23 protein-coding genes and 1 tRNA gene are annotated in these 26,563 nt (G+C 66.0%); 4 read left to right on the top strand and 20 right to left on the bottom strand.

Going from position 1 to position 26,563, the window contains the following annotated elements; translation table 11 throughout:
• Window positions 1-268: 268 nt before the first annotated feature.
• The 5 genes from NS355_RS11550 to NS355_RS11530 all read right to left on the bottom strand — a co-directional run bounded on the left by NS355_RS11550 (window position 269) and on the right by NS355_RS11530 (window position 8,367).
• Complete coding sequence (locus tag NS355_RS11550) at window positions 269-1,744, bottom strand: tryptophan halogenase family protein (RefSeq protein ID WP_058745851.1); 1,476 nt, start codon at window positions 1,742-1,744, stop codon at window positions 269-271.
• A gap of 39 nt (window positions 1,745-1,783) precedes the next feature.
• Complete coding sequence (locus NS355_RS11545; protein ID WP_058745850.1) at window positions 1,784-3,820, bottom strand: hypothetical protein; 2,037 nt, start codon at window positions 3,818-3,820, stop codon at window positions 1,784-1,786.
• Complete coding sequence (locus tag NS355_RS11540) at window positions 3,817-6,699, bottom strand: TonB-dependent receptor domain-containing protein (protein WP_058745849.1); 2,883 nt, start codon at window positions 6,697-6,699, stop codon at window positions 3,817-3,819. The genes NS355_RS11545 and NS355_RS11540 overlap by 4 nt, the downstream gene beginning before the upstream one ends.
• A gap of 106 nt (window positions 6,700-6,805) precedes the next feature.
• Window positions 6,806-7,744, bottom strand: a complete 939-nt coding sequence (locus NS355_RS11535; protein ID WP_058745848.1) for a FecR family protein — start codon at window positions 7,742-7,744, stop codon at window positions 6,806-6,808.
• Window positions 7,741-8,367 carry an RNA polymerase sigma factor gene (locus tag NS355_RS11530; protein ID WP_244489661.1) on the bottom strand — a complete coding sequence of 209 codons (627 nt, stop codon included), beginning with the start codon at window positions 8,365-8,367 and terminating at the stop codon, window positions 7,741-7,743. Before NS355_RS11530 ends, NS355_RS11535 begins: the two co-directional genes overlap by 4 nt.
• 492 nt (window positions 8,368-8,859) lie before the next feature.
• Between NS355_RS11530 and NS355_RS18345 the strand changes: the two genes are divergently transcribed.
• On the top strand, window positions 8,860-10,908 hold the full coding sequence (locus tag NS355_RS18345) for a HAMP domain-containing methyl-accepting chemotaxis protein (protein ID WP_084787867.1): 2,049 nt from the start codon (window positions 8,860-8,862) through the stop codon (window positions 10,906-10,908).
• A 684-nt stretch (window positions 10,909-11,592) separates the two neighbouring features.
• Here the strand turns inward: NS355_RS18345 and NS355_RS11520 are convergent.
• Together NS355_RS11520 and NS355_RS11515 are read right to left on the bottom strand one after the other, a co-directional pair.
• A tRNA-Gln gene (locus NS355_RS11520) sits at window positions 11,593-11,667 on the bottom strand.
• A gap of 63 nt (window positions 11,668-11,730) precedes the next feature.
• On the bottom strand, window positions 11,731-12,828 hold the full coding sequence (locus NS355_RS11515) for a branched-chain amino acid aminotransferase (protein ID WP_058745847.1): 1,098 nt from the start codon (window positions 12,826-12,828) through the stop codon (window positions 11,731-11,733).
• A gap of 57 nt (window positions 12,829-12,885) precedes the next feature.
• On the opposite strand from NS355_RS11515, the gene NS355_RS11510 reads away from it, so the two are divergent.
• Window positions 12,886-13,383, top strand: coding sequence for a MarR family transcriptional regulator (locus tag NS355_RS11510; protein ID WP_056439560.1), 498 nt, complete (start codon window positions 12,886-12,888; stop codon window positions 13,381-13,383).
• Window positions 13,384-13,584: 201 nt separating this feature from the next.
• Here the strand turns inward: NS355_RS11510 and proC are convergent, their stop codons facing one another.
• The 5 genes from proC to NS355_RS11485 form a co-directional block, all read right to left on the bottom strand.
• Window positions 13,585-14,385 carry a pyrroline-5-carboxylate reductase gene (proC, locus tag NS355_RS11505; RefSeq protein ID WP_275934724.1) on the bottom strand — a complete coding sequence of 267 codons (801 nt, stop codon included), beginning with the start codon at window positions 14,383-14,385 and terminating at the stop codon, window positions 13,585-13,587.
• The gene (locus NS355_RS11500; RefSeq protein WP_058745846.1) at window positions 14,382-14,885 is read right to left on the bottom strand and encodes a YbjN domain-containing protein; all 504 of its coding nucleotides are present in this window, start codon (window positions 14,883-14,885) and stop codon (window positions 14,382-14,384) included. Before NS355_RS11500 ends, proC begins: the two co-directional genes overlap by 4 nt.
• Before the next feature lie 138 nt (window positions 14,886-15,023).
• A complete protein-coding gene (locus tag NS355_RS11495) occupies window positions 15,024-15,305 on the bottom strand; it encodes an accessory factor UbiK family protein (RefSeq protein WP_058745845.1) in 282 nt (93 codons plus the stop codon).
• A 21-nt stretch (window positions 15,306-15,326) separates the two neighbouring features.
• Window positions 15,327-15,896, bottom strand: coding sequence for a TspO/MBR family protein (locus NS355_RS11490; protein WP_240456313.1), 570 nt, complete (start codon window positions 15,894-15,896; stop codon window positions 15,327-15,329).
• A 72-nt stretch (window positions 15,897-15,968) separates the two neighbouring features.
• Window positions 15,969-16,703: a TlyA family RNA methyltransferase gene (locus NS355_RS11485; RefSeq protein ID WP_084787865.1), complete on the bottom strand. Its 735-nt coding sequence runs from the start codon at window positions 16,701-16,703 to the stop codon at window positions 15,969-15,971.
• A gap of 137 nt (window positions 16,704-16,840) precedes the next feature.
• On the opposite strand from NS355_RS11485, the gene NS355_RS11480 reads away from it, so the two are divergent.
• A complete protein-coding gene (locus tag NS355_RS11480; protein ID WP_058745844.1) occupies window positions 16,841-17,521 on the top strand; it encodes an RBBP9/YdeN family alpha/beta hydrolase in 681 nt (226 codons plus the stop codon).
• A gap of 258 nt (window positions 17,522-17,779) precedes the next feature.
• On the opposite strand, the gene NS355_RS19015 is transcribed toward NS355_RS11480, so the two are convergent.
• Both NS355_RS19015 and dxs read right to left on the bottom strand, forming a co-directional pair.
• The gene (locus NS355_RS19015; protein WP_167345443.1) at window positions 17,780-17,953 is read right to left on the bottom strand and encodes a hypothetical protein; all 174 of its coding nucleotides are present in this window, start codon (window positions 17,951-17,953) and stop codon (window positions 17,780-17,782) included.
• Entirely contained in the window at window positions 17,950-19,875 is a 1,926-nt protein-coding gene (dxs, locus tag NS355_RS11475; protein ID WP_058745843.1) for a 1-deoxy-D-xylulose-5-phosphate synthase, read from the bottom strand. Before dxs ends, NS355_RS19015 begins: the two co-directional genes overlap by 4 nt.
• Before the next feature lie 94 nt (window positions 19,876-19,969).
• On the opposite strand from dxs, the gene NS355_RS11470 reads away from it, so the two are divergent.
• The gene (locus NS355_RS11470; RefSeq protein ID WP_058745842.1) at window positions 19,970-20,500 is read left to right on the top strand and encodes a GNAT family N-acetyltransferase; all 531 of its coding nucleotides are present in this window, start codon (window positions 19,970-19,972) and stop codon (window positions 20,498-20,500) included.
• Here the strand turns inward: NS355_RS11470 and NS355_RS11465 are convergent.
• From NS355_RS11465 to NS355_RS11440, 6 genes are all read right to left on the bottom strand, one after another.
• Window positions 20,497-21,225 (bottom strand): hypothetical protein, encoded by a 729-nt coding sequence (locus NS355_RS11465; RefSeq protein ID WP_058745841.1) that lies wholly within the window; start codon window positions 21,223-21,225, stop codon window positions 20,497-20,499. The two genes, NS355_RS11470 and NS355_RS11465, sit on opposite strands and share 4 nt — an antisense overlap.
• 115 nt (window positions 21,226-21,340) lie before the next feature.
• Window positions 21,341-21,652, bottom strand: coding sequence for a hypothetical protein (locus NS355_RS11460; RefSeq protein ID WP_058745840.1), 312 nt, complete (start codon window positions 21,650-21,652; stop codon window positions 21,341-21,343).
• A gap of 156 nt (window positions 21,653-21,808) precedes the next feature.
• Window positions 21,809-22,402 carry a hypothetical protein gene (locus NS355_RS11455; protein WP_058745839.1) on the bottom strand — a complete coding sequence of 198 codons (594 nt, stop codon included), beginning with the start codon at window positions 22,400-22,402 and terminating at the stop codon, window positions 21,809-21,811.
• 125 nt (window positions 22,403-22,527) lie between these two features.
• Window positions 22,528-24,339: a DUF885 domain-containing protein gene (locus NS355_RS11450; protein WP_058745838.1), complete on the bottom strand. Its 1,812-nt coding sequence runs from the start codon at window positions 24,337-24,339 to the stop codon at window positions 22,528-22,530.
• Between the two features lie 89 nt (window positions 24,340-24,428).
• Complete coding sequence (locus NS355_RS11445) at window positions 24,429-26,045, bottom strand: DUF5597 domain-containing protein (protein ID WP_058745837.1); 1,617 nt, start codon at window positions 26,043-26,045, stop codon at window positions 24,429-24,431.
• An 83-nt stretch (window positions 26,046-26,128) separates the two neighbouring features.
• Window positions 26,129-26,527 (bottom strand): hypothetical protein, encoded by a 399-nt coding sequence (locus NS355_RS11440; RefSeq protein WP_058745836.1) that lies wholly within the window; start codon window positions 26,525-26,527, stop codon window positions 26,129-26,131.
• Between the last annotated feature and the right edge of the window lie 36 nt (window positions 26,528-26,563).

Here is a 26,563-nt window from a genome sequence, read left to right as displayed (position 1 = left end):
CAATCGGGCCTGTCCGGCGATGCGAAGCGCGGCCTTCGGCTCCAACCGTCAGACGATTACCATTTTTATACGCGGTTTTGGTGCTTTCGACAAAACCGCATTCTGCTCAAATTGCTGAATTTGGGGTCATCGGCGTGGCGGCACCGCTGGATGACACGCCCAACACATAGGAGGCGGTCGGCGTTCGAGGCCACGACGCCGCCGCCGCATCGACGTCATGTTCGGCCGCCTCAAGCACTGGCCCAGTCTGTTCGATTTGACGGTGTCCTTACGGGAGAGGCGGCATGGCCGTGGCCGTCTTCGCGATCTCCGCTCGCAACGCGGCCAGTTGGTGCAGATTGTTGTCGCGCCCGACGACCTCGACCAGTGGGTTATGATCGCCTGGACGCTCTCCCTGGCCGTCGAGTACCGCGAACCAGCTGGCATCGCGGAACAGCTCGTCACTCGACAGGACGATCCGGCCCGAGCTTCGAAAATGCGCCAGCTTCTCCGCCAGCGTATCGGGGATCGCCATCTTCTGCCGCTCGCGCCACATCGGTTCGTCGCGGCCCGTAGTCGCGTGGTAATGCAGGATCAGGAAATCGCGTACGTCCAGCATCTCCTGCCCGAATACCCGGTTGAACTGACGCGCCAGCAGGGGCGAACAATCACGGGCGGGGAAAAGCGACAACAGCTTGGCGATCCCGCTCTGAATGAGGTGGATGCTGGTCGATTCCAGCGGTTCGAGGAAGCCGCTCGACAGGCCGATCGCGACGACATTGGCCCGCCACGCCTCCCGCCGCATGCCGGGGATGAAGCGGATCAGACGCGGTTCGGCGAGCGGGGCACCGTCCATCCCGGCGAGGAGCGAGGCACGCGCCGCCTCTTCGTCCTGGAACCGGCTGGAAAAGACATAGCCGTTGCCGACCCGGTGCTGGAGCGGAATGCGCCAGCGCCACCCCGCCTCGGCCGCCGTCGCGCGGGTATAGGGCGTGCGATCGCTCTCCGCCGCACTGGGCGCCGCCCAGGCCCGGTCGCAGGGCAGCCAATGCGACCAGTCGTCAAAAGCGACACCCAGCGTCTGGCCGATCAGCAGCGCGCGCAGCCCCGAACAGTCGATGAAGAGGTCCCCGGCCACGACCTGCCCGTCGTCCAGCGTCAGCGACCGGACGGATGCGCTCTCGCCATCCTGCTGCACCGACGCGACCACGCCTTCGATCCGGCGCACACCGCCACGCTCGGCCAGTACGCGCAGATAGCGCGCATAGAGCCCGGCATCGAAATGATAGGCATAGCCCAGCGTCGACAGCAGCGAGCGGCGATCGTTCACCGGGAGCGTGAACCGACCCGCACGTGCCGCCTGCACGGTCAGCGAATAGGCCTCGGTCGGGGCCATGTCGCCATCGGCGCGGGCGCGGATCAGGCGGTGGAGGAACATCGCCCCGTCGCCCGGTGGCCCGAACGTGCCGAAGGGATGGAAATAGCGGCTCCCTTCCCCGTTCCAGCCGACGAACTCGATGCCGAGCTTCACCGTCGCCTGGGTCTCGGCCATGAATTGGCGCTCGTCCAGGCCGATGATCTGGTTGAACCAGTGGATGGTCGGAATCGTCGCCTCGCCGACGCCGATGGTGCCGATCGCATCGGACTCGACCAAAGTAATGGCGACACCCTGCCCCGCCAGCGCGCGCGACAGGGCGGCGGCCGTCATCCAGCCCGCCGTCCCCCCGCCCATGATCACGATCCGGCGAATACGCTTGTCCGTCATGACCGCGAGCCTAGCCCATCATCCCCGTGCCTGCGAGCATCAACGGGCCGAACAGGCGACCGCCTGCCCCGCCGGGCGACGCAGCGCGAGATAGACGGTACTCCACAACTGCGCCGCGTTGGACTCGTCGACATCGGCACCCGCCGCCCCGAAGGGCACGACCTGATAGCGGCCATCGGCATAGCGCCACGACCATAGCTCGGAACTTTGCACGCTGCGCGTCGCCTCGATCCCGTCCCACAGGCAGGATTGCGCGCGGGCCAGCGATGCGCGGACATCGGCGGGCAGGTCGCGCCGTTCCAATTGCCGGGCCAGCCCCGCCGCGACCAGCGCCTGCTGCCAGCTCCACACCACCGTGCCGTGATAGGCATTGGGCGAGAATTTGCGCTGGATCGCCGCGTCGGCAAAGGCCGGATTGGCAACCAGCATCCCCGCCCCCGTGCGCAGCCCCGCCGGGAAGGCGTCGCGGAACCCACTCGTCATGACTTTCAGCGCCTCGGCTGACGGCCGGTCGAAGAGCAGCGCGAAACCGGGATCGCTGTTCTGCACCGGGATCGGTCGCCCTTGCGCATCCAGTGCAATGGCCGGGAAGCGGACCGGCGCGTCGCCGATCGCCGCCAGCGCGGGCGCGTCCGGTACGCCGATCATGCTGGCATAGCGGGTGACCGCCCGGCGCGCCTCGGCGGGGGCCAGGGTGACGTCGAACAGCGGCGGGGCCTTGGCCCGCCAGATATCGGCCACGGCCCGTGCCTCGGCAAACGCCTTGGCATCCGCTCCGATCAGGTAGGGGCGTAGCAGCCCACTTGCCTCCAGCGCCGCCGCCGAATCCAGCGCGGCTGGCACCAGCACGGCGTTGACGTCATAGGGAATGCGCCCACCCGCCAGTCCATCATTGCTGTCCCGCCATTCGCCCGCATCCATGCCGGGCTTCAGCGCGATCAGCGTCGCCGGGACCGGATCACGGGCAAAGGGCTGGGCCTGGCGCAGGACGAAGCGGAGATTGCGCACCATCCGCGCACCCAGCGTCTCGCCATTCACCCGCTGCGACAGGAACGCCGCCGCCCGCGCCCGCCCCCGGGGATCGTCGAGCAGCCACGCCCGCGCGACCGGTGCCAGCATATAGTCGCTGTCGACCATGTTGTAGTTATAGACCGGCGCGTCCGACGAACTGGCATCGGCCTTGCGGTGGTCGAGGATCGCGAACTCGCCGATATCCTCCTCATGCGCAACCTCGCCCTGCGGCGACAGGCGTACCAGTACCGAAGAGAGCCCAGTCTCCACCGCCGCCGGTTGCAGCGCAGGCATCAACAGCCGGACCGACATCAGCGTATCACGCCCGAAATAGGTATCGAACCGCCACGATCCGGCCAGGAACTTCTCGGCATAGCTGAGGAAGGTCAGCGCGTTGCGGGCGCCCTGATCGGGCTGCGCCTTGGCGTTCAGCAGGTCCGCCCCCCCGCGCGGGGTCAGCGGCGTCTCGCCGGTCAGCGCCGTCACGGCGAAGCGGATCGTCCCGCCCTTCCCCGCCACGATCGCGCCGCCTTCGATCCGCCCGTCTGTGACCGTCATCGACAGGTCATAGCCCGCCGCGCCGTCCAGCCGTTCGCGCGACCAGCGGATCGTGTCGGCGCTCGTTCGGGCTGGGGTCAGCACCTCGGCGGGGGCGGTACCTAGCGCCTGATAGTCGCGGATGACACGGATGCTCGACAGCACGGCCTGACGCGGAACCAGGCGATCCGCATCGATCGTCACGGTAAAGCGTACGCCGTGGAACGGCCGCCCCTTCGCATCGCTGAGCGTGACCGGCTGAGGCTCTCCCTCCAGCCGCCACTCCGCGTCCCGGGCCAGCGGCCCGAACCACAGGGCGGTGCCGCTATTGCCCGCCGGGAAGGCGACGAGCAGGCGGGGCTGCTTGCCCGATCGCAGCACGACATGCGCCGCGACCCGGCCGGAGCGCGTGAAGCTGTTGATGTTCAGCCCCTCGCGCAACGCATAATGCTCGACCGGTGCCGCGCCGGTCAGACTCAGCAAGACGGCCAGCCCCAGCGACAGCCGCAACCCCGCCTTCCCCCTCACAGCTTCAGCGTCGCGCTGAACAGCGCATTGCGCCCGATGATCGCGCGGCCATAGAAATAGCCGTCCACGATCGTCTGCGTCTGCCCCTGACGCGGATTGCCCTCGGTAAAGCCCTTCACATCGGTCAGGTTGTCGACGCTGACCGACAGGTTCAGGCGTGGCGTGGCGTCGATGCTCGCCCCGATCGAGAAGACCCCGTATTCGGGCAGCGCAATGCCGTTGCCGCTGTCGGCGAAGATCTTGCCGACATATTTGTACCGCCCGTAAATCTCGCCCAGCCCGCCGGGCAGGACGAAGGACGGGGTGACGGTCAGCAGCTTCTTGGGCGTACGCTCCGGCGTATTGCCGTCATATTGGGGCTGGGCCACGCCGTTGAAGCGCAGATTGCTGAGCTTGGGGTCCTGATAGACGCCCTGCACGTTCAGGCTGAAGAACTCGACCGGGCGCAGCGTCGCATCCAGCTGCACGCCATTAGTGAAATTGTCCGCCAGCGCATTGCTCGCCTGTGCCGGATTGGCCGGGTTGATGAACTGATAGGACTGGTCGCGGAACTCCGTGCGGAAGCCGATGGCCGAGGCGTTGAAGCCGTTGGCCTTGAACCGCACGCCGCCTTCGTACAGCGTCAGCCCGGACGGCGCATGGGTGCCGCCGGTGTCGCCGCCATTGGTCTGGAACCCATGCGCGCCGCGCACATACAGGGCGACATGGTCGGTCAGCTCGTAATTGATGCCCGCCGTATAGGCCCAGTCGGAATAATTGGCGGTCTGGCGGGTATAGGTGCCGCTGAACGTGCTGCCGACATTGTCGTACAGGCCCGGCGTTCCCGCGGGCACGGCGGCGTTGACGGCGGCGCTGTTGCCGATGTCGACCCGGACATGCTGATGCTCATAGCGGGCACCGAAGTCGATATGCAGCCGGTCGCCGATGGTCAATTCGTCGTTGAAATAGGCCGACAGCGACGTCACTTCATCGTTGAACAGGCCCTGCCCCCAATTGCCGTAATTGACCATGCCGTTGTTGGTCAGCGAGCCCAGCACGCCGCCTGCCGCATTCAGCGCGACCATGTCATAGACGTTCGAGTCGTTGCGAACATCGTTCAGCACGGTCGCCACCGCGGACTGGTTGTTGGAGCGACGGACATTATAGACCATGCCGCCGACGGTCAGCGAGTTGTCGATATTGCCGCCGCCGAAATCCCATTTCGCGCCGAAGTCACTACCGAAATCCTTGGTCTTCAGCGTCTGGTGATTGAGCACCGTCTGCTGGAGCAGACCATTGCCGTTTAGGGCGTTGAGCGCGGCAGTATTCGATGCCGCAATCACCTGCCCCGTGCGGATGTTGCGCAGGCCATATTGCGCGACGCCGGGGAAGCGGAGCGCCGCAACCTGAAAATAGGTCAGCGGCGAACCCTGAAGCGGGGTCAGCCCGGCCAATGGCGAAGACGCGGGCGTCAGATAGTTGAGCGCCGAGGTCAGGCCCGCGGTTCCCGACCCGCTGCCCGGGAAGATGCCGTTGAAATCATAGGACCCGTCCAGATAGCGCGCGCGGCCGAACAGGCGCAGGCTGGGGCTGACCGGTACCTCGACATCGATGCGATAGGTGTTGGCCTTCACATGGATACCCTCGGCCGAACTGAACCGGCGCAGACTCTCGCCGGTCGCGGGCGCGTTGGGCACCAGGAACTGGGTAAAGCCGCGCCCGCCCGCATCGTCACGCTGCAGGTCCAGGCCGGGCACGCTGCTGATCGTGCCGTCCGCCGCTACGCGGAACGGCATCCCGGCGTAATAGGGGAAATGCTTGTCGCCATGCTTCACGGTGAAGCGGACGAGCCCGCCATTGGAGAATTTCTTCTCCAGCATCGCCTTCACGTCATAGGCGTTGAAGGTAAACGGCGTACGGCGGACACCCTTTTGAGAGGTCACATAGCCGCCGACGTTGAACGCCCAGCCATCGGCGATGGGCGCCGAGAAATAGCCATCGGCGCGCAGGTCGCCATAGGTGGTGCCGGTGTAGCGCACCATCGCCGTCGCCTTGTCATGGTTAGGCTTCAGCGAGATGAAATTGATCGTCGCGCCCGCGCCATTGGGGGCCAGTACGCCCGACGTGCCGCCCTCGACCGCCTCAAGGCGGTTGATGGTGATGTCGTTCTGGAAATAGAAGTCCGCGCCGCCCCCGCCATAGAGGATCGGCATGCCATCCTCTTCCAGCGTGATGAAGGTCTGGCCGCCGCCGCGCAGGCCGCGCACGGAATAGTTGTTCGAGATCGGCCCCGCCGTGCCCTCGACGAAAACGCCGGGCACCAGTTCCAGCGTCTCGGCCGTTGAACGAGGAGCCTTGCGCAGCAGGTCCGCCGCGCTGGCCAGCGTGACGTTGGATGAGGAGTTGAACAGCGTCCGACGGTCCGACGTGTTGCCGGTTACGATGATCTCGTTCTGCGCCCCATCATCGGCCTGCACATTGTCGGCGGCCGAACCATCGTCCACCATGGCAGCAGGCGTGCTGCCCGGTCGGGGTCCAGCGTCCTGTGGCAGGGTGTAGCCCACCGTCCGCGTCGCCGCCGGCTTACCCGCCCCGATCACCGCCGTCCGCCCGTCGAACGACACCAGCCGCAGATGGCTGGGCCCGATCAATCGCTTCAGCCCTTCCTCGATGCTCAGCTGTCCTTTGACGGCCGACACGGTCTGGCCGCGCGTCACATCGCTCGGTGCGAGGATTTGAATCCCTGCCTGCTGCGCGAAGCGAACCAGTCCGGTTGTTGCGGGCTGACGGGGAATGTCGAAATTGCGGACCGTCGATTGCGCGGCGACGGCGGGCGACGCGATCCCGGCGACAATCGCTATGGTCGACACAAGCGGAATGGTCAGAATCTGGCTTCGCATGGCACCCCTCCCAGAAATTTTTTGACGCGCTTCATACGGCGCTGATCCAAAGGATGCGCGGCCGCCCCGTTTCCGTCACCACGTCGCCAAATTTTTCAAAACGGTTTTACTGGGGAATAATCCGGGTCACATCGCCCTTGCCGGGCACCTGGTTACGCTCGACTCGACCATCGACCATGGCAGCGCTGGCGGCCGCGAAGCCGTCGACATCGTAGATGCGGAACCAGCCTACGACCCGCCGCCCGGCCAATTGCGGCGCGACCTCCAGCTTGTCGTTGTTGTAGCGGTTGAACTCCGCCACCGCCTGCCCGAGCGTCATATCGTCGAGCACGATGCGCCCTTCCCGCCACGCCAACTGCTGGTCCGAGGCCTGGGGCTCCATCGCCCGCACGGCCATCCGGCCGGGATGCAAGACCGCCCATTCGCCCGCGGACACGCGGCGCGGGGGTTCGACGCTGTCGACCGACCAGATTTTCACGGCCCCCTTCGTCACCACCACACGGGCGGCTTCGCCCTCCCGTCGGACATCGAAGGCCGTGCCGACCGCCTGGACCCGATAGGATCCGCTCGCCACCACGAATGGCCGCTTCGGATTATGCGCGACCTGGAACCAGGCCTCGCCCTTGCTGACATCGATATGCCGCTCGGCGGGTGTAAAGGCCACGCGCAGGGTCGTACCGCTGTTGACGAGCGCGACCGATCCGTCGGCGAGCGGCATCCGCCGGATTTCGCCGATCCGCGTATCGATACGCTCCGCCCGGTCGGGCCAGAACCCGAGGCTCAGCCCGGCGACGAGCGCGGCCGCCATCGCGCCGCCGCCCCACCGCCGCCAATGGCGTCGATCTCCACGCGGGACCTCCTCGTCTCCCGAAAGCCCCGACAATGCGCGGGCACGATCAAGCAGACTCAGGGCCGCTGTTGCGCGCAGAAGAGCCCCCCGGTGCCGACCATCCTCCGCCAGCCACGCGGCCAGCATGGCCTCCTCGTCGCTATCCAAGCCCCGGTCGATCGCTGCGGCCCAGCGACAGGCGATATCGTCGATCATCGCTCGCTCACTGCCCCCCGGCGGGCCGCGCGCGCCTTCCGCGACGGACGACGGATGGGAAGCTCGGCCTTTTCTTCCTCGCTCAATTGGTCCAAAATTCGCTTCAGGCCGCGTGCGACGTCGTTTTCGACTACGGTTTCCGGAACATGCAGCCGCATCGCGATGTCGCGTTGCGCCATGCCGTCGATCTTGCGCAGCCGGAAAATCTGCCGCGCCCGGTCCGGCAGCGCATCGATCAGCCGCTCGATCCGGGCCAGCATATGCCGTTCGGCGACGATCTCTTCGGGCGAATGGGACAGGTCGGGTGCACTGTCCAACTCGGCCAGCCCACTCGCCGCGTCGATGCTGACGACCCGCTCACGCCTGATCTGCTCCAGCACGACGTTGCGCGCGGCACGGAAGAAGTAACGGCGCGGGTCGTCGATATGGGCGACCCCATCGAGCCTGCTGATCCGGCAATAGGTTTCCTGTACCACGTCATCCACGTCAACAGCCGGAAACGCCGCGCGCAGCCAGACCCGCAACTGCCGTTCGTGCGGCAGAATGTAGCGACCGACCCAAGCGACAAGCTGATGCGAACTCACGCGGCTCCCCTCATCGCTCAAGATGAAGCAGACGAGCATTTCCGTCGAGACGGTGGATAATTTTGCGGTCGACCGATCAGGCTCGAGCTATGTCTGCGGAACATCGAAGGCGACAGGCCGAAGCGTCAACGTTTCAAGCGCGACCCGATCGGTTGTTTCCACATCGGCATCGCCTTGGGTGGCAGACTGGCGGAGGCAAAAGGACCTCGCCGTCATTGGCCGCCGGATCATACCGTCATTTATATATCTCATTCTGTAAAAGAGCGAGATCCTGTCAGGTTGATCGGGGGTCTACCGCACCATCGCGACATGGTCGACTGAGTTGCTTTGGTGTATCCGACTGATTTCGCACGAAACAAACGCAGCCAACTAAAAGATTTCAAAAAATATCTGAGCAGATGATCGATCCGTCGGCCTATGAAACGAATCGGCATGTCGCTGACGAATCGTGCGAAATCAACAACGTGCGACTGCTTTACCGCGCCTTAAGTCTTGCCTTCTACGCTTTCCGCAAAATTTAGGAATGTAGTCATGCAACCCACTGGCGCGAAATTCACCTCCATTGGCACGCGGATCCTAACGATCCAGCTGGCATCGGGAATTGCCATCGCGGCAATCATCGGCGGCGCTGGCTTCTACGGCATGAATGCGCTGACCAAGGCCATGACCTCCATCTATGACGATCGCCTCGTCCCGGTCCGTCAACTTAAGACGGTATCGGACGCCTATGCCATCAACATCGTCGATACCACGCACAAGCTGCGTGCCGGCAAGCTCGACTGGGCACAAGCCAGCGCCTCCGTCGCCGATGCGAAACGGACCATCGACCGGGACTGGGCGGCCTATATGCAGACCAGCCTGACCGACGAGGAACGGTCGGTCGTCACACAGGTTCGCCAGAATATGAACCAGTCGGATCAGACGGTAGCGCGGCTGAATGCCATAATCCTGGCGCGCGACAGCGCCGCGCTGGTCCGCTTTGCGGACAGCGAAATGTATGCCGGAATTGATCCGACCACGGCGCAGATCGGCCGGCTGTCCGATTATCAATTGAAAGCCGCCGAAACCGCACGGGCCGACGGGGCTGCGCTGTCTCGCACCCTCAACTGGTTGATGCTGGTCGTGGCGCTCGTCGTCCTGAGCGTCGCATCGGCGGTGGCACTGGTGGTCACCAAGGCGATCCGCCGCAGCCTGCGCCAAGCCACCGATCTGGCCGATGCGGTCGCACAGGGCGATGTGTCCCAGACCGCCGCCGTCCAGTCGAACGACGAAGTCGGACTGCTGACCAACGCCCTGAACGACATGGTCGGCAATCTGCGTCAGACCGCCGGCGTGGCCGACTCCATCGCGCAGGGCGACCTGTCGATCGATCACAAGCCGCTGTCGGACAAGGACCGGCTGGGCCATGCGATGGTCGCGATGACGAACGGCCTGCGCAAGTCGGCGACGCTGGCCGATACCATCGCGGTCGGCGACCTGTCCGTCGATTATGTCCCGCTGTCGGACAAGGATCGGCTGGGACATGCGTTGGTCGCGATGACGAACGGACTGCGCAAGTCCGCGACCCTGGCGGACCAGATCGCGCAAGGCGACTTGACCATCGACCATACCCCCTTGTCCGACCGCGACAAGCTGGGCCATGCGCTGGTGTCGATGGTCGAACGGCTGCGGGTCGTGGTGGGCGATGCGACAAGCGCGGCGGACAATGTCGCCGCTGGCAGCCAGCAGCTCTCCGCATCGTCGGAACAGGTAAGCCAAGGTGCGACCGAACAGGCCGCCGCCGCCGAGGAAGCCTCCGCCTCGATGGAGCAGATGGCCGCCAACATCAAACAGAATGCCGACAACGCGGCCCAGACCGAGAAGATCGCGCGCCAGTCGTCGAAGGACGCCGAGGCGAGCGGTGTCGCGGTCGACAAGGCGGTCGATGCGATGCGCACCATCGCCGCCAAGATCAGCATCGTGCAGGAAATCGCGCGCCAGACCGACCTCTTGGCGCTGAACGCGGCGGTCGAGGCCGCCCGTGCGGGCGAACATGGTCGCGGCTTCGCCGTCGTCGCGTCGGAAGTACGCAAGCTGGCCGAACGCAGCCAGGCCGCCGCCGCCGAGATCAGCGCGGTGTCAGGCGACACGGTGCAGGCGGCGGCGCAGGCGGGCGAGATGTTGACCAAGCTGGTGCCGGATATCCGTCGGACCGCCGAACTGGTCGCCGAGATCAGCGCCGCGTGCCGCGAACAGGACGTCGGTGCGTCTCAGGTCAATCAGGCCTTGCAACAGCTCGACACCGTCACGCAGCAAAATGCGTCGGCGTCCGAAGAGATCACTTCGACCGCCGAGGAATTGGCCAGCCAGGCGGACGAATTGCAACAGAGCATCGCCTTCTTCCGCATCAGCGACGATGCCGCTCCCGCCAAAGCAGCCGCGTCCCGCAAACCGGCGGCGGGTCGGACCAAGGCAGCCCCAGCCGCAAAGGCAAAGCAGAATTCGGTCTTGGACCAACAGAGTCGCACTCGCGGCTTCGCGCTCGACCTGGCGCAGGGTGGACCAGACGAGTATGACGACGCCTTCGGCCGCGCCGCCTGACCGGAGCGGCTACCATCACCGCGCAGCGGATGGCTGCCGCTCGTGGCGGCCCATTGCCCCGAAAGCGATGTCAATCCAACCCGGTGCCCCAGATGTCCCATATGTCGTGGCAGACGCTTAGCGGCAGCAGAGTTATGGGCACCAATTCCATCATCCTGGAAGCGGGCACCGAAAACCGACGAGGCCGCATTCTGACGATCGAATGGGGTGGCAGCGGCCACCCCGCATATCTGATCAAATGCCAAGTCGCACCGTTTGGCCCGGTTTCACGGCCACCTCCGCGCGCAGCCGTTCCACCAACTCCAGCGCATCCGCCGCTGGCCAGTGACGCAACTGGCGCGCGACGACAGCGAAGTACCTTTGCGTGCGGCACGGGCTCGGGCATCGCCGTTCGTTTGGCGAGGGGCATCAGTTGTTTGATCACGTTCGCCGGTGGTGAAGCCGAAGGTCCGCAGCGACAGCCGGACATCCAGGGCACAATTGTCCAATAAACGGTGAATTCGCCGCCACCAGAATATGTGCCCGCGCCGGTAAACATGCTGAAGACAGTCCAAAGCCGCGGCCTTCCCGGCCAGCGCATTGGCACAATCCGATGCAAGATTGTGCAGGTGCCAATGGCCGAACCTGATAGTAAGCCAGCGTCTTCAGACACTTAGCAGCCAATTGGCTGAGATTTCAGGCAGATGGCTGGGGCGGCAGGATTCGAACCTGCGTATGACGGTACCAAAAACCGTTGCCTTACCGCTTGGCGACGCCCCAGTGGAGAGGCGCGCCTTATACTCGGCGCGCCGTGGTTGAAAAGCCCTATTTGCCTCGAAATCGTCAGCCCAGGCGGCGCATCCAGCCATGGGGGTCGGGAGCCTGGCCGCGCTGGATCGACACCAGCTGTTCACGAAGGCGGGTCGTCAGCTGGCCGGGGCCGCCGCTGCCGATGGTGAAGCGGCCCGCGGGCTCGGCGACGCTGCCGATCGGGGTGACGACGGCGGCGGTGCCGCAGGCAAAGGCCTCGACCAGGCGACCGCTGGCGGCATCGGCGCGCCACTGGTCGATGGCATAGGGCTCCTCGCGCACGGTCAGCCCCTGCGCACGGGCGATCGTCAGGATCGAATCGCGGGTGATGCCGGGCAGGATCGTGCCGGTCAGCGGCGGGGTCACCAGCGATCCGTCGTCAAACACGAAGAAGACGTTCATGCCGCCCAGCTCCTCGACCCAGCGGCGCTCGACCGCGTCGAGGAACACCACCTGGTCGCAACCATTGGCGATCGCTTCCTTCTGCGCGAGCAGGCTGGCGGCATAGTTGCCGCCGCACTTGGCCGCGCCGGTGCCGCCGGGCGCCGCGCGGGTATAGCCCTGGCTCACCCAGATGGAAACCGCAGGCGCGCCGCCCTTGAAATAGGCGCCGACCGACGAGGCGATGACCATGTAGAGATATTCGGCCGAGGGCTTCACGCCCAGGAACACCTCGCTGGCGAACATGAAGGGGCGCAAGTAAAGCGCGCCGCCATCCTGTTCGGGGATCCAATTGCGCTCGATCTCGACCAGCCGCTCGACCGATTCCAGGAACAGGGTCTCGGGCAGTTCGGGCATCGCCATGCGCCGCGCCGAATCCTGGAAGCGGCGGGCATTCGCCTCGGGCCGGAACAGCGCAGTGCCGCCATCGGCCAGACGATAGGCCTTCATGCCCTCGAAGATTTCCTGCGCATAATGCAGGACCGAAGCGGCCGGATCGACGCTCAGCGGCGCTCGCGCGGTGATCTGTGCGTCGTGCCAGCCCTTTTCGTCGCTATAGCGGATCAGCGCCATGTGATCGGTGAAGACGCGGCCGAAGCCCGGGTCTACCAGACGCGCCGCCCGCTCGCTCGCCGCGACGGGGGTCGCGGACGGATCGAAACGAAACGTAAGGGCTTGGGGCGCTTCCATGGTCATCTCTCTGTTTTGGGTTGCCGTGGCCTAGGGCGTGTGAGTAGACGGGTCAACATGGCTGCCTCTAACCAGTCCGCATCGGCACAGTTTCTCCGCGAACCAGAACTCCGCAGGGGTATGGAATTGCTGTATTTCGGCAATAGCCATCTCGTGCGCTCGATCGATCGCGGTCTTGCCGCGCAGGGGTTGGGCCGTGCCCATCACCGCGCCCTTTATTTCATGGCGCGCAAGCCCGACATGACGGTCAGTGAGCTGTTGTCGCTGCTGGCGATCACCAAGCAATCGCTGGGCCGCGTGCTCAACGAACTGGCGAGCCGCGACCTGATCGAGACGCGCCCAGGCGATCGCGACCGGCGGCAAAGGCTGCTCCGGCTGACACCGACCGGGGCGGCGATGGAAGCCGAGCTGTTCGACGCGCTGCGCGAAAAGCTGTCCAAGGCCTATGCGCGCGCGGGTCAGCAGGCCGTGACGGGGTTCTGGACGGTGCTGGAGGGGTTCATTCCGGAGAATGAACGCGCCCGGATCGAAGATCTGCGGTCCAACGACGGCTGATTTTCTGTTCGCGCGATGACGCGACGGCACGAAGAGAAGGCGTTTTCGCGCGGAGGCGCCAGAGGACGCGGAGTTGTGACAGGCGCAACTCCAGCATGCTTTTGTCGTTACCGGTGGCAGGAAAAGGATAGCCTTTGGCCATCCCTCTCCGCACGAAACACAATTTTCTTCGCGGCTTTGCGTCTTCGCGCGAACGTAGACTCAGCGTCGCGCGGCAGCCGCCATTTCGCGATTGCGCCGTTCCGAAGCGGTCAGCGTCTCGGCCATGAGCCGCTTGAGCGCGTCATCCGCGTCCAGCACGTTCAGCCCTTCGCGGGTCGAACCGCCCGGGCTCGCCACACGGTCCGCCAGCACGGCGGGCGGAGCGTCGGCTTCGATCGCCATGGCCCCTGCCCCGTCGACGGTGGCCAGCGCCAGTTGCTGCGCCAGTTCGGGCGACAGGCCCAGCCCGACCCCGGCCTGCGCCAGTGCGTCGATGAAGCGGAACACGAACGCAGGCCCACAGCCCGCCAGCGCGGTCACCGCATCGAACCGCGACTCGTCCTCCACCCAGGGGGCGAGGCCGAGCGGTCGAGCGAGCGCTTCGGCGGCATCGCGGACGGCGACATCGGTCGAGCTGGTGTAGAGCGCCGTCACCCCCTGCCCGATCGCGACGGGCAGATTGGGCATCATCCGCACCACCGCGTCCGCCGGAATGTGGCCGGCCAGCGTCCGTTCCTCGACACCAGCCAGGATGGACACCAATATCGCCGGGTTCAGATGCGCCAGCGTCGGCGCGATGTCGCCCAGCTGCTGCGGCTTGAATCCCAGCATCAGGATCGCCGGCGTCTCGTCGACCGGGAGTGCCGTCAGCGAGCGGACACCCTCGGGCGCACGCGTGCCGCTGCGCGTGATGACGGTCACCTGTGCAGGGTCGAGCCCTTCGGACAACCAGCGACGCAGCATCGCGCCCGCCATGTTGCCGCACCCGACCAGCCAGATCGGCCCGACCGGAAAACTCACGCCTCGCCCTGGGTTTCGATCAGCGCGGCGGCCAGCGCCTCGCGCGGGGTCTTGCCGCCCCACAGGACGAACTGGAAGACCGGATAAAAGCGCTCGCACTCCTCGATCGCCGACTCGACCAGCAATTCGGTGGCGGACAGCGAGATGGTCCCGTCCTCGCCGCCATCGACCATCGCGGCATGGCGATAGAGCAGGATGCCGCTGTTCGACCACAGCTCGAAATGGCCAATCCACAGCTGTTCGTTGACCAGCGCCAGCGCCTCATAGATGCTGGAGCGGCGGTCGTCGGTCACCTTGATGTCGGGGAATGCCAGGAATTGCAGCACGCTGTCGTCGTCGCGCCACAGCGCACGAAGCTCGTAGCTGGCCCAGCTGCCCTTGACCGTCGCGACGATCTCCTCGTCGTGGCGCTCATGTTCCCATCCATGCGCGGCGAAATAGGCCTCCAGCATGTCGATGGGGGCCGATTCTTCGGCTTCATGATCGGTCGATTCAAGCATCAGAAGCCCTTGCGAACAAACCCGGACCAGCGCAGGTTGCACTGCGCAGGGCCGGGCCGCAAGCCGTCGAGTGCCGAAAGCTGTGGATAGCTGCCCGGCCGGTCGAGCCGGACAGAGTCCGCTCCGATCTCGGGCCGGTCAGGATTCCACCCCGGCGGTCGCCCCGTCCGTCGTGCCGTTCAGCCGCGCTTCCAGCGCGTCCAGACGTGCCTTCAACGCATCCGCCTCGTCCCGCGCCGCAACGGCCATCGCCTTGGCGACCTCGAATTCCTCGCGGCTGACAAAGTCCAGACCGCCGATCCACTCACGCGCGCGCGTCCGGGCGCTCGCCTCGGCCTCGCGGCCCATGCCCGCCACGGTGCCCGCGAGGCCGTTCATCACCTTGGCGAAATCGTCGAACAGCTTGTTGTCGGCCTGCATATCAAATTCCCAAAAGTCGTTTCACAGCATTTGGGAGGTCTGCGCCCCCGGCACAAGCCTTTCCGCATCCGGATTGAGCTGGTCGATCCGCCAGTTGAGCACGCCCGCGAAGGACAGCCAGACCAGATAGGGCACCATCAGCCATGCCGCGCCCTTGCGGATGCGCGAAAAGGCCACCGTGGTGGCGATCGCCAGGAACAGGATGGCGATGATGACGAACAGCGCCAGCCGCACCTTGTGCGCCCCGAAGAACAACGGTGTCCAGGACAGGTTGAGCAGGAACTGCGCCGCGAAGAGGCCGATCGCCACCCCACGTCCGTTTGCGCCGCGCGCATGGACGATCATCGCCAGCGCCAGGCCGATCATGATGTAGAGCGTCGTCCACACCACCGGAAATACCCAGCCCGGCGGGTTCAGCTCGGGCTTGGTGAGCGCCATGTACCAGCCATTCTCGCTGCCCGACGGCACCACCCGGCCCGACGCGAAGCCGAGCAGCAGGATCAGCGGAACGATCACGACCGCCCAGCGGAGGAATGACATGCGCAACTGGCCCTTCGACGCGATCGTGCCCACTCGTCCCTCTTTCGCCATGATGCCCGTCGATCTGCCCCAGGGTCGGGGCACAGTAAACGGAAAGCTCAACGCCAATCAGACCTTACCCGTTCAATTTCGGGATGCGGCCACCAAAAACTCGATATTCCCCTCGGGCCCGGTGATCGGACTTTGCGTCACGCCCGCGACCTGCCAGCCGCTGTCCGAGAGCCACGCGATGACCTGATCGCAGACCCGTTGGTGGACGGTCGGATCGCGGACCACCCCGCCCTTGCCGACCTCTTCGCGCCCCGCCTCGAACTGCGGCTTGATCAGCGCAAGCAGGCGCGCGCCGGGCTTCGCGAAGCTCAGCGGCCGCTCCAGCACCTTGGCCAGCCCGATGAAGCTGGCGTCGCACACGATGATATCGACCGGTTCGGGGATATGCGTTTCGGTCAGGATGCGGGCGCTGGTCTGTTCATGGACGATGACGCGCGGGTCCTGACGCAGCGACCAGGCGAGCTGGTTGGTGCCGCTGTCGACCGCATAGACGCGCGCGGCGCCCTTTTGCAGCAGCACATCGGTAAAGCCGCCGGTCGAGCTGCCCACGTCGATCGCGACCGCGTCGGTCACGTCCCAGCCGAAATGCTCCAGCCCATGCGCCAGCTTGATCCCCCCGCGCGACACCCAGGGGTGATCGCGCCCGCGCACGTCGAGCACGGCGTCCTCGGCCAGTTGCTGGCCGGGCTTGGCGATCTTCGTCTCACCCGAGAAAACGAGTCCCGCCATCACCAGCGCTTGCGCGCGGGACCGGGATTCGACGAGTCCGCGATCCACGAGCATCTGGTCGACACGCTGCTTGGCCATCGCCCGCCCCTACAAGCCGCCTCGGTCCGTCGCAAGCCGTCATCCACCGGGCGCATCGCCTATTGCCTATTAGATTAGTAGGAATATCTTCCCATGCAGGATCGGGAGTCGACCCGGCCCTATCGAGGAGATGCCATATGGGTTCGTTCGCATCCTATGAGGCCCGCAAGCCAACGGTCCTCACCGTCCCCGGTCTCGGCGGCTCTGGCCGCTCGCACTGGCAATCCCTGTGGGAAGAGGCGCGACCCGATACGATCCGTGTCGAGCTGGGCATGTGGTCGACCCCGCATCGCAATGCCTGGGTCACGCGGCTGGACCAGGCGATCCGGCAGGCGCAGGCGCCGGTGATCCTGGCGGCGCATTCGCTGGGCTGTCTGGCAGTCGCCTGGTGGGCGGAATTGTCGCCACAGCCCTATGGCTGGCCGGTCGCGGGCGCCCTGCTGGTCGCGCCTGCGGATGTCGACCGCACCGACGCGCCCGACGCACTGAAAGGCTTCGCCCCCAGCCCGCGAACGCCGCTTCCCTTCCCTTCGATCCTCGTCGCCAGCCAGGATGACCCGTGGATCTCGCTCGACCGCGCGCACAGCCTCGCGGTCGATTGGGGCAGTCATTTCGTCGATGCCGGACATCAGGGGCATATCAATGCCGCGAGCGGCCTGGGCTGGTGGCAGGAAGGACAGGAACTGCTCGGCCGAGTGATCGCGGCGAGCGGCATGGACAGGCCATCGCCGTCCGGGCCTTTATCGCCGAGTGAAGCGCGGGCGGTGCTGGCGGTGAATGCGACCGACGCGGCGCAGGCGCATTATCTGGGGCGGTGAGTGTTTGGGTTAGCCCCTTACCCGTTCCGCCTGAGCCAAAGAAAGAACCCTACCACTTGACGCTCCCCGGCGAAGGCCGGGGCCCAGTCTCGACGAAGATGAGAGGGAATTGGAACGACGAGTGGGAGGCTATAGCCATCGGCGGCGATCGCCTCCCACGCGCAATCACCGCGCCATCGCAGTCGCGCCGAAACTGGGCCCCGGCCTTCGCCGGGGAACAGTTTGGTTTTCAGCTACGCCCGTGGCCTTCGACTTCGCTCAGGCTGAACGGGAATGGAGGTCTTGATCGGCCTCGATCGCCTCCCGCTCCGCCTCGGCCTTTGCGGCGGCCGTGGCGGCCTTCATCCGCCGCCACATGCGTACGTTCAGCCCGACCATCATGACCACCGCCAGCGTCGTGAAGACGATGACGGCGGTCCAGCCACGGATCACGCCCGCGCGCCTTCCGTGACGTTGGCGCTGTTGTGGCGCAGCGCCTTCAGAACCGTCTCTACGATCGCATCTGCATCCAGCCCGGCCTGCGCGTACTGCACCTCGGGCTTGTCCTGATCCTGGAAGATGTCAGGCAGGCGCATCGTGCGCAGCTTGAGGCCACCGTCGATCAGCCCTTCGTCCGACGCCATGGTCAGGACATGCGCCCCGAAGCCGCCGATCGCGTTCTCCTCGATCGTCACCGCCACCTCATGCGTGGTCAGCATCCGGCGGATCAGCGCCTCGTCGAGCGGCTTGGCGAAGCGCAGGTCGGCGACCGAGGTCGACAGCCCCTTGGCCTCCAGCGTGTCGGCGGCGCGCAAAGCCTCGGCCAGGCGGGTGCCGAGCGAGAGGATCGCAACCTTCTTGCCCTCGCGCACGACGCGACCCTTGCCGATCTCCAGCAATTGCGGCGTCTCGGGCAGCTCCACGCCGACGCCGTTCCCACGCGGATACCGCACCGCGATCGGGCCGCTGTCATGGTTGACGCAGGTATGGACCATATGGACCAGTTCCGCCTCGTCGGCCGCGGCCATCACCACCATGTTGGGCAGGCTGGCCAGATAGGTGACGTCGAACGAGCCGGCATGGGTCGCGCCGTCCGCCCCGACCAGACCCGCGCGATCGATCGCGAAGCGGACCGGCAGGTTCTGGATCGCGACGTCATGGACCACCTGGTCATAGGCGCGCTGGAGGAAGGTCGAATAGATGGCGCAGAAGGGCCGCATTCCCTGCGCCGCCAGACCGGCGGCAAAGGTCACCGCATGCTGTTCGGCGATGCCCACGTCGAAGAACCGCTCCGGATGCGCGTTCGCGAACCGGTCCAGCCCGGTGCCGGACGGCATGGCGGCGGTGATGGCGCAAATGCGCGGATCGCTGTCCGCTTCCTTGGCCAGCGTCTCACCGAAGACATTCTGATAGGCGGGCGGTCCCGGCGGCGCCTTGGCCTGTGTGCCGGTGATGACGTCGAACTTCTGGACGCCGTGATATTTGTCCGCCGCCGCCTCGGCCGGGGCATAGCCCTTGCCTTTCTTAGTGACGACGTGGATCAGGATCGGCCCCTGCTCCGCGTCACGGACATTCTCCAGCACCGGGATCAGATGGTCGAGATTGTGGCCGTCGATCGGGCCGACATAATAAAAGCCCAGCTCCTCGAACAGCGTACCACCCATGGTCATGCCGCGCGCGAATTCGTCGGTCTTCTGCGCCGCCTTCTGGATCGTGCGCGGGAAGCGCTTGGCGAGCTTCTTGAGCACGTCGCGCACGCCCAGGAACTCGCGACTCGACACCATGCGCGACAGATAGGCCGACAGGCCACCCACCGGCGGCGCGATCGACATGTCGTTGTCGTTCAGGATGACGACCAGGCGATTGCCCGCCTGCTCGGCATTGTTCATCGCCTCATAGGCCATGCCCGCCGACATCGCGCCGTCGCCGATCACGGCGATGCCCTTGCCGGGCGTCCCCGCCAGCTTGTTGGCGACCGCAAAGCCGAGCGCCGCCGAGATCGAGGTCGAACTGTGCGCCGCGCCGAACGGGTCGTATTCGCTTTCCGACCGCTTGGTGAAGCCCGACAGGCCACCGCCCTGGCGGATGGTGCGGATACGCTCGCGCCGCCCGGTCAGGATCTTGTGCGGATAGCATTGATGACCGACGTCCCAGATCAGCCGGTCATCGGGGGTGTTAAAGACATAATGGAGGGCGACGGTCAGTTCGACGACGCCCAGCCCCGAGCCCAGATGGCCGCCGGTGGTGCCGACGGCCGAGATCGTCTCGGTCCGCAATTCGTCGGCGAGCTGCCGCAACTGCTCGGGGGCCAGGCGACGAAGGTCGTCGGGGGTGTGCACCGTGTCGAGCAGCGGGGTCTGAGGAATGTCTGCCATCTGACCGGCTTATCGCAGCAAAACGATGGTGTCGATTGCCACTGTTCATCCCATCGTCATTGACGCGACCGAATAATTGCCCCGAAAAGGTGCGATGTTCACCTTCCGCTGGGCCGACACCGCCGACATTCCCGCCATTGCCGTCCTGATGGATCGCGCGATCTCGGTGCTGCAAAACGACTTCCTCTCCCCTGCCGAGATCGTGGCCAGCCGTTCGGTCATGGGTCTGGATACGCAACTGATCGCCGACGGCACGTATCTGCTGGCTGAGCAGGACGGGCGGCTGGCGGCCTGTGGCGGATGGAGTGCGCGCGCCACACTCTATGGCGGCGACCATAGCCATGGCTTGCGCGACGCGGCGATGCTCGATCCGGCCAGCGACCCCGCCCGCATCCGGGCCATGTATGTCGACCCCGATTTCGCCCGGCAGGGGCTGGGCCGCGCCATTCTTACCCGATGCGAGGCGGCGGCCCGGGCGGCGGGCTTCACGTCCGCCGAGATGATGGCCACGCTGGCAGGCGAACCGCTCTACCGCGCGTGCGGCTACGCCCCGATCGAATCGATCCGGTCGGCCCCGGTCGAAGGGGTACAGGTTCCGCTGATCCGCATGGGCAAGCCGCTTTAATCGGGTGCTTGCGTTCTCAGACGGGGGAAGACTTCGTCGATCGGCTTGGTGTCGGGCAGGATATAGACATAGCCGCCCTTGCGACGGAAGGTCGGCCGCAACTGGCGTGTATAGAAAGCCTGGGGCACGTTGATGCAGCCGAATGTGATGCGATTGTCGTCCGGCGTCGGCGACAGCATCCGCTCGCGCCGTTTCTCGCGCGCGCCCGCATCCTTCGGGATCGGATGCAACGCCACCGAGGTCGCATAATCGACCCACAGCACGCGCTCACCCGCCACCGGCAGCCCGAACTTGGCAAGATAGCGTCCGGCGGGCGTCGTCTTCTCGGCGGGGCCGAGCGAGGCCAGCGCCTTGGTGCCGACACCCGGACTCGCCTCGTCGCCCGGCATGATGCCGAGCAGGACCGGCACCGCCGCCTGCTGGGTGCCGTCGGGCGCGAACAGGAACAGGGTCGCGTTGACCTTGTCGACCACGGCCCAAGGCAGGCCGCGATTGTCATGCGCGCCGGACACCCAGTCGATCACCCGCTGCGCCGCCGGGGACGGGGTCAGGACCGGCTCGGGCGCGGCGACGGTCGCGGGCTTCGGCTTCGCCTTCGATTTGGACGGGGCCTTCAATTTGGACGGGGCCTTGCGGGCGGCCTTGGGCGGTTCGGCAGCGCGGGCATCGGCGACCGCAGGGGCCAGCAGGGCGAAACCCGCCAGCGACAGGATCAGGGACTTCATCGGGGCAGGCATGTCATCGGTGCGGCATACTCAGGCAAAATGCCGGCCCCTTCCCCAGCGCGGGGGAAGAGACCGGCACGTCATTCAGCGGATATCGTCGTTCAAGCCGTTGCCATCAGTGGCGCGGGCGACGGGCCGGCTTCTGCTCCTGCACGGTCAGACGCTGTTCGACGCCATCGACGCGGCCGCCCAGCTGGTCGAGCCGCTGGCCGTTCTGCTGCGCCTGACCCGAAGCGGCCTGCGCCTCGGCCAGCGCCTGCTTGGCCGTACCATCGGTTTGCTGGAGCCGCGATTCGAGCGAGTCTACGCGCTGGCTTACCGGGGCGATCTGTTCGCGCACGAAGGACTTCGTCGCGCAACCACCAAGACTGACGGCACCCGCCAGCGTCACGATAGCGAGGAGGGATTTGGACGCGTAAGCAGACATAACAGTTCTTTCAGTCGTTAACCAACCGCAACAACGAAGCCGAGTGGAAAAAGTTCGACAATCCTGTTTCTGTTCGACCGTGCCGGTTTTTCGACCAAGCGTTTACTGCAACACTATTTGCAGCAAGCCCTATTGTGTTAAGATGCCGTTCAGGGTTCAGCGTTTGCGCGACGCCGCCTTGGCGAACGGATCGCGGGGAATGCCGTCCGCCGCATCTCCCGAACGGGTCGCCTTGGCCAGCGGGGCCTTGCGCGCCGTGACGCACTCGCGCAGCGCGGCGATGGCCGCGCCGCTGCCCGCCAGCGACAGGCGCTCGACCGGTACGTCACCGCGCGCGATGTTCAGCGTCTGAGACCGGGCGAGATAGGTCGGGAACGGCTTTTCGAAGCTGGTGACGAAACCCTGCTGGTCGTCGGAGGCCAGCCCGACCGCGAAATGCTTCGGATAGCTGCCGCCCGTCAGCGTGAAGTCGAGCGCCAGCCGCTCCTTCGGATTGATCGACCAATTGGCGTTCAGCACCGTCAGATGGTTCGACCCGTCACGGTCGAGCCCCAGCAACAGCGTCGTGTCGCCCGGCCGGTCATAGATACGCGTCAGGAAACATCCGTCGCCATCCTCGCTGACCGCCAGCGTCCAGTCGCCGATCTTGCGCGGCAGGCCGTCCTTGTCGGCGGCGTTCGCACCGGTCGGCGATAACGCGACCGTTAAGCCGAGCAGCGATAGAGCGGACAGACGACGTGAAAACTTCATAGACTTCTTCCTCCACCGCCGACCCTATCCGGCCCCGTCGCGATTGGCCAAGTCTTTGACCGAACGGCATCCATGCGCCCTCTTCTTCCCTCGCCCCTCTGTGAGGGGCGAGGGATAGTAGAGCGTTATACCATCCGCTCGCGCACCACCCGTTCCAGCACGTCGAGCGGCATCGCGCCGAGCGTCAGGACGCGATGAAAGGCCTTGGGGTCCCATTTCGTGCCCGCCTTGGCCTTGGCTTCGTCGCGCAACCGGGTCCAGACGGTATGCCCGATCTTGTAGCTGCACGCCTGTCCCGGCCAGACGGTGTAGCGGTCGATCTCTCCCTGGCTGCGGCCGCGCGCGATGCCGGTGGTGGCGATCAGATAATCGGTCGCCTTCTCGCGGCTCCAGCGCTTGGCGTGCATCCCCGAATCGACGACGAGGCGGGTCGCACGGAACAGCAGCGATTGCAGATAACCGACCTGCCCCAGCGGATTGCCCTCATACATGCCCATCTCGTCGGCCAGTTGCTCTGAATAGAGCGCCCAGCCCTCCGAATAGCCCGAATAGAAACCGCGCCTGCGGATCAGCGGAATGTCCTGGCTCTCCAGCGCGGACATGACCTGCAGGTGATGGCCCGGCACCGCCTCATGATAGGTCAGCGTCGCCAGCCCGAATTTCGGTCGGTCGAACGTATCGCGCAGGTTGATGAAATAGATGGCGGGCCGCGATCCGTCGAGCGACGCCGACTGGTAATAGCCGCCCGGCGCGCCCGCCTGGATCGCCTCCGGCACGCGGCGGATTTCGACCGGCGCCCTGGGCAGAACGGCGAACTGCTCGGGCAGGCGCCGGGTCATGGCGGCGACCTGCGCGCGCAACTGCTCCAGCAATGCTTCTCGTCCCGGATCGGTGTTGGGGAACAGCTGATCCGGCCGCTTGTTCAGCGCAACCAGCCGCTCTCCGACGCTGCCCTGCGCCATGCCTTGCGCCTTCAGAATGGTGTCGATCCGCGCGCCGATCTCCGCCACCTGTGCCAGCCCGAGCCGGTGGATGTCGTCGCCGGTCATCTCGGTCGTGGTCGCGGCGGCCGCCGCGGCGGTGTAGTAGGCCTCGCCGTCCGGCAGCCGCCAGACGCCCGCGTCATGGACCGCGCGACCGCGCAATTCGGTGACGAGCGCGCGTTGCCGGTCGAGCGCGGGGAAGACCCGCTCGGTCATCAGCCGTGCGACTGCCTGGGCGCGCTCGGGCGGCAGGTTCGCGGCCTTCAGCTTGGCGGTCAGATCGACCGCCGGGCCGGTCGCTTCGGCAGGCTTGTCGCGGACCGCCGCCAGCTGTTTCAGCGTGGTGTCGAGGATATAGTCGGGGGCGAAGACGCCCTTGGCCGCATCCTCGCGCTGGCGCTCGGTCTCGGCATCGATGGCCGGACCGAACGCTTCGACCCGCGCGACATAGGCGTCGGCATCGGCGGCATTGGCGACGCGGTGCTGGCTGCCCAGGAAATCGGGCACGTCCCGGTAAGCCCCCGACAGCTGGCTGAGCACATAGGGGGCATAGCGGCCCGCGCTTGCCCCATAGGGAAAGCGCTCGCCCGCGATCACCCGGTCGAGGCTATAGGCGAGGATGTCGTAATCCAGCCGCGCCCCCTCCCCCAGCGCATCGCGCGGAATGGTGGCGAGTTGCGCTCGTTCTTGCCGAGCCCGGGCGAACTGGCGCATCTCGCCCGCCCGCGACGCATCGCTCAGCCGCGCCTTCAGGCCGGCGCGCGGGCCGGTGTCGAGGCCCAGCGAGGTCGCCTGCTCCGGGCTGTCCTCCAGCCGCGCATAGAAGAAGCGGTCCAGCATCGCCCGCAACTCCGCATCACGCGCCCCTTTTCCTGGGGAAACCTTGGCCCAGGAGGGCGTGGCGGCGGCCGCCGCGACAAAGCTGGCGGAGGCGAGGAACTGGCGACGCTGCATGAACACTCCCGGATCATTTTGTCTTGGCGGGTCAGGCTAAGCCGTTGATCCGGGAGTGCAAAGCGATTTGTCCGCGCTGGTCCGCCCGGTCAGCGATAGCGGCCCATCACGACCTTCAGCACGACGGGCCGGTCGATCAGGTTGATGCCGTAGTCGGTCTGATCGCCGTTCCACACCCGGTCCATCACCCAGCGACCATCGGCGAAATGCCCCTCCTCGACCCGGACGATCATCGCCTTGGGGTCCGGGGTCGCGGGCTCGAAGCGGACGCGGACATGGTCGCCGGTCATCAGATATTCGTCGCGCGACAGTTGGACGACCGCCATGCCGCCGACCGGCTCGGCCTTCCATGGCGCAGGCTCGGACTTGAGCCAGCTCCAGCTCTTCTCGCCGAACTGCCATTGGCCGAACTCCGCCCGGATGCGCCAGTCGCCCAGCACCGCCTCCCGGTCGCTGCCATCATCGGGCTTGGCGGCGCCCCAGCTCGCATGCTCGAACGCCGCCTTCGCCCAGTCGCGCATCACGCCGCCCAGCGCCGCATAAGGCCCGGCAAAGGTGTCCAGCGTCGCGTTGTCGAGCGCCTTGGCCCCCAAAGGATAGTTGAAGAAACCGGTGTCATCCATGCCGAATGGCGCAAAGCCGATCGCACCGTGCCCCAGCGCCTCGTAGAAATAACGCGCGAACTCGCGCGCATTGCCGATCTCGGGCACCAGTAGCGGATTGTCGGGCCGGGCATAGGCGTTCATGTACGCCACCACATTGGCGCTCGCCCGGTCATAGATGTCGGGCGCTTCCGCATCGATCGAGGGCGCGGCGACCTTCCAGATGTCGAGCACGTCCTGCTGCGGCCCGCCGCTCGCCACGCCGTCGGGATCGGGAACGTTGGACGGGCCCGCCAGCGCGGCGTTGACGTACATGGGCAGCGGCTTCACCGCCTTGCCCGCCGCGACGATCTCGTCGATGTAGCGGGCCGTATACCAGGTGTTGAAGGCCCGGTCGGCCTGCGCGCCGAACACCGCCGCCCAGGTCCCGCGCGGCTTGCCGAGCCTGCGGGTCAGCGTCTCCGGCACCGCCCCGTCGAACAGTGCCTGCGCCGCCGCCGAATAGTCGCGCGGGTTGCGATAGCTGCCGACTTCGTTCTCCGGCTGGACCATGATGACCGTGTTCTGCGGATCATGCTCCTTAAGATACGTCATCAGCCGAACGAAGGCGCGCTTGTCCGCCTCCAGCGTGGTGCGCGCCATCGGGGTCAGGGCGTAATGATCCTGCCCTCCCCGCGTCTTCATCCGGGGAAAGCGGCGATTGTCGAGCTTGACCCAGTCGGGCGTGTAACCGGGCGAGGTGTTCTTCCACGTCGCGAACCATAGCAGCACGACACGCTTGTCGTGGGCGCGCGCCTGATCGAGCAATGTCTGGACGAAGCCGAAGTCGAAACGCCCCTCTTCCGGCTCGATCTGTTGCCAGGCGACGGGGATTTCGATGGTATTGGCGTGGATGCGGTCCAGCACCGGCCAGACCTGCGGCAGGGCGGCGGCATAGTTGCTGGAGTTGTTGACCTGCGCGCCCAGCATCAGGAAAGGGCGGCCATCGACCATCAGCGCGTGGCGCCCGCCCTTGCTGACGATCTGTGGCACTGGCGTCGTCTGCGCCATCAGCGGGCTGGCCAGCCCCAGCGCCAAGACGGCGAATCCCTTTGCCAGGCGCATCACATCCTCCCCTTTTTTGCGATCGTTCGCCTGAGCCTGTGCAACGGACGGTTCGCGCGATCAACGCCTATCGAACGGGCACCTCAAGCGGCCAGCCCGCGAGCCGCCGACGCCATGTCGGGCGGACACGGCATCGGCGCGGCCAGGCGATAGTCCTCCGCCAGGCGGGCGATGTCCAGGACGGTGAAGTCGCGGTCATAGCGCCCCACATCCTCTTCCTCCTGCTCGCGCCAGTCGCCGATGTCCGCCATGCGGATCGGCCGAGACGCAACCAGTCCGACCCAATGGGCCAGCAGCACGTCCAGTTCGCGCAGGCCGTTCGCCGTCACCCGCGCTCGGACATGGCGATGCCGGTTCGACAGGGCGGACGCCTCCGTTGCCCAGAGTGGCGCGATCCGCCTCTCCAGCACATCGATGCCGGTCATCAGCGCGTGATAAGCCCGGTCCCACTCCGTCGCGTTGCTCGGCAGCCGGACGATCAACGGGGCACGCCCCCAAGACGGGACAAATAGTGCATC

Source organism: Sphingomonas yabuuchiae (genome assembly GCF_001477495.1).
GTDB lineage: Bacteria > Pseudomonadota > Alphaproteobacteria > Sphingomonadales > Sphingomonadaceae > Sphingomonas > Sphingomonas yabuuchiae_A.
This window is presented reverse-complemented; position numbering and strand designations above follow the sequence as displayed.

Coding starts and splice junctions, on each gene's coding strand:
- NS355_RS11445 (WP_058745837.1), bottom strand. CDS start 26,045: ATGCGCCTGGCAAAGGGATTCGCCGTCTTGGCGCTGGGGCTGGCCAGC.
- NS355_RS11490 (WP_240456313.1), bottom strand. CDS start 15,896: ATGGCGAAAGAGGGACGAGTGGGCACGATCGCGTCGAAGGGCCAGTTG.
- NS355_RS18345 (WP_084787867.1), top strand. CDS start 8,860: ATGCAACCCACTGGCGCGAAATTCACCTCCATTGGCACGCGGATCCTA.
- NS355_RS11530 (WP_244489661.1), bottom strand. CDS start 8,367: ATGCTCGTCTGCTTCATCTTGAGCGATGAGGGGAGCCGCGTGAGTTCG.
- NS355_RS11470 (WP_058745842.1), top strand. CDS start 19,970: ATGTTCACCTTCCGCTGGGCCGACACCGCCGACATTCCCGCCATTGCC.
- NS355_RS11535 (WP_058745848.1), bottom strand. CDS start 7,744: ATGATCGACGATATCGCCTGTCGCTGGGCCGCAGCGATCGACCGGGGC.
- NS355_RS11510 (WP_056439560.1), top strand. CDS start 12,886: ATGGCTGCCTCTAACCAGTCCGCATCGGCACAGTTTCTCCGCGAACCA.
- NS355_RS11450 (WP_058745838.1), bottom strand. CDS start 24,339: ATGCAGCGTCGCCAGTTCCTCGCCTCCGCCAGCTTTGTCGCGGCGGCC.
- NS355_RS11495 (WP_058745845.1), bottom strand. CDS start 15,305: ATGCAGGCCGACAACAAGCTGTTCGACGATTTCGCCAAGGTGATGAAC.
- NS355_RS11540 (WP_058745849.1), bottom strand. CDS start 6,699: ATGCGAAGCCAGATTCTGACCATTCCGCTTGTGTCGACCATAGCGATT.
- NS355_RS11500 (WP_058745846.1), bottom strand. CDS start 14,885: ATGCTTGAATCGACCGATCATGAAGCCGAAGAATCGGCCCCCATCGAC.
- NS355_RS11460 (WP_058745840.1), bottom strand. CDS start 21,652: ATGTCTGCTTACGCGTCCAAATCCCTCCTCGCTATCGTGACGCTGGCG.
- NS355_RS11485 (WP_084787865.1), bottom strand. CDS start 16,703: ATGGCCAAGCAGCGTGTCGACCAGATGCTCGTGGATCGCGGACTCGTC.
- NS355_RS11465 (WP_058745841.1), bottom strand. CDS start 21,225: ATGAAGTCCCTGATCCTGTCGCTGGCGGGTTTCGCCCTGCTGGCCCCT.
- NS355_RS11515 (WP_058745847.1), bottom strand. CDS start 12,828: ATGGAAGCGCCCCAAGCCCTTACGTTTCGTTTCGATCCGTCCGCGACC.
- dxs (WP_058745843.1), bottom strand. CDS start 19,875: ATGGCAGACATTCCTCAGACCCCGCTGCTCGACACGGTGCACACCCCC.
- NS355_RS11480 (WP_058745844.1), top strand. CDS start 16,841: ATGGGTTCGTTCGCATCCTATGAGGCCCGCAAGCCAACGGTCCTCACC.
- NS355_RS11455 (WP_058745839.1), bottom strand. CDS start 22,402: ATGAAGTTTTCACGTCGTCTGTCCGCTCTATCGCTGCTCGGCTTAACG.
- NS355_RS11550 (WP_058745851.1), bottom strand. CDS start 1,744: ATGACGGACAAGCGTATTCGCCGGATCGTGATCATGGGCGGGGGGACG.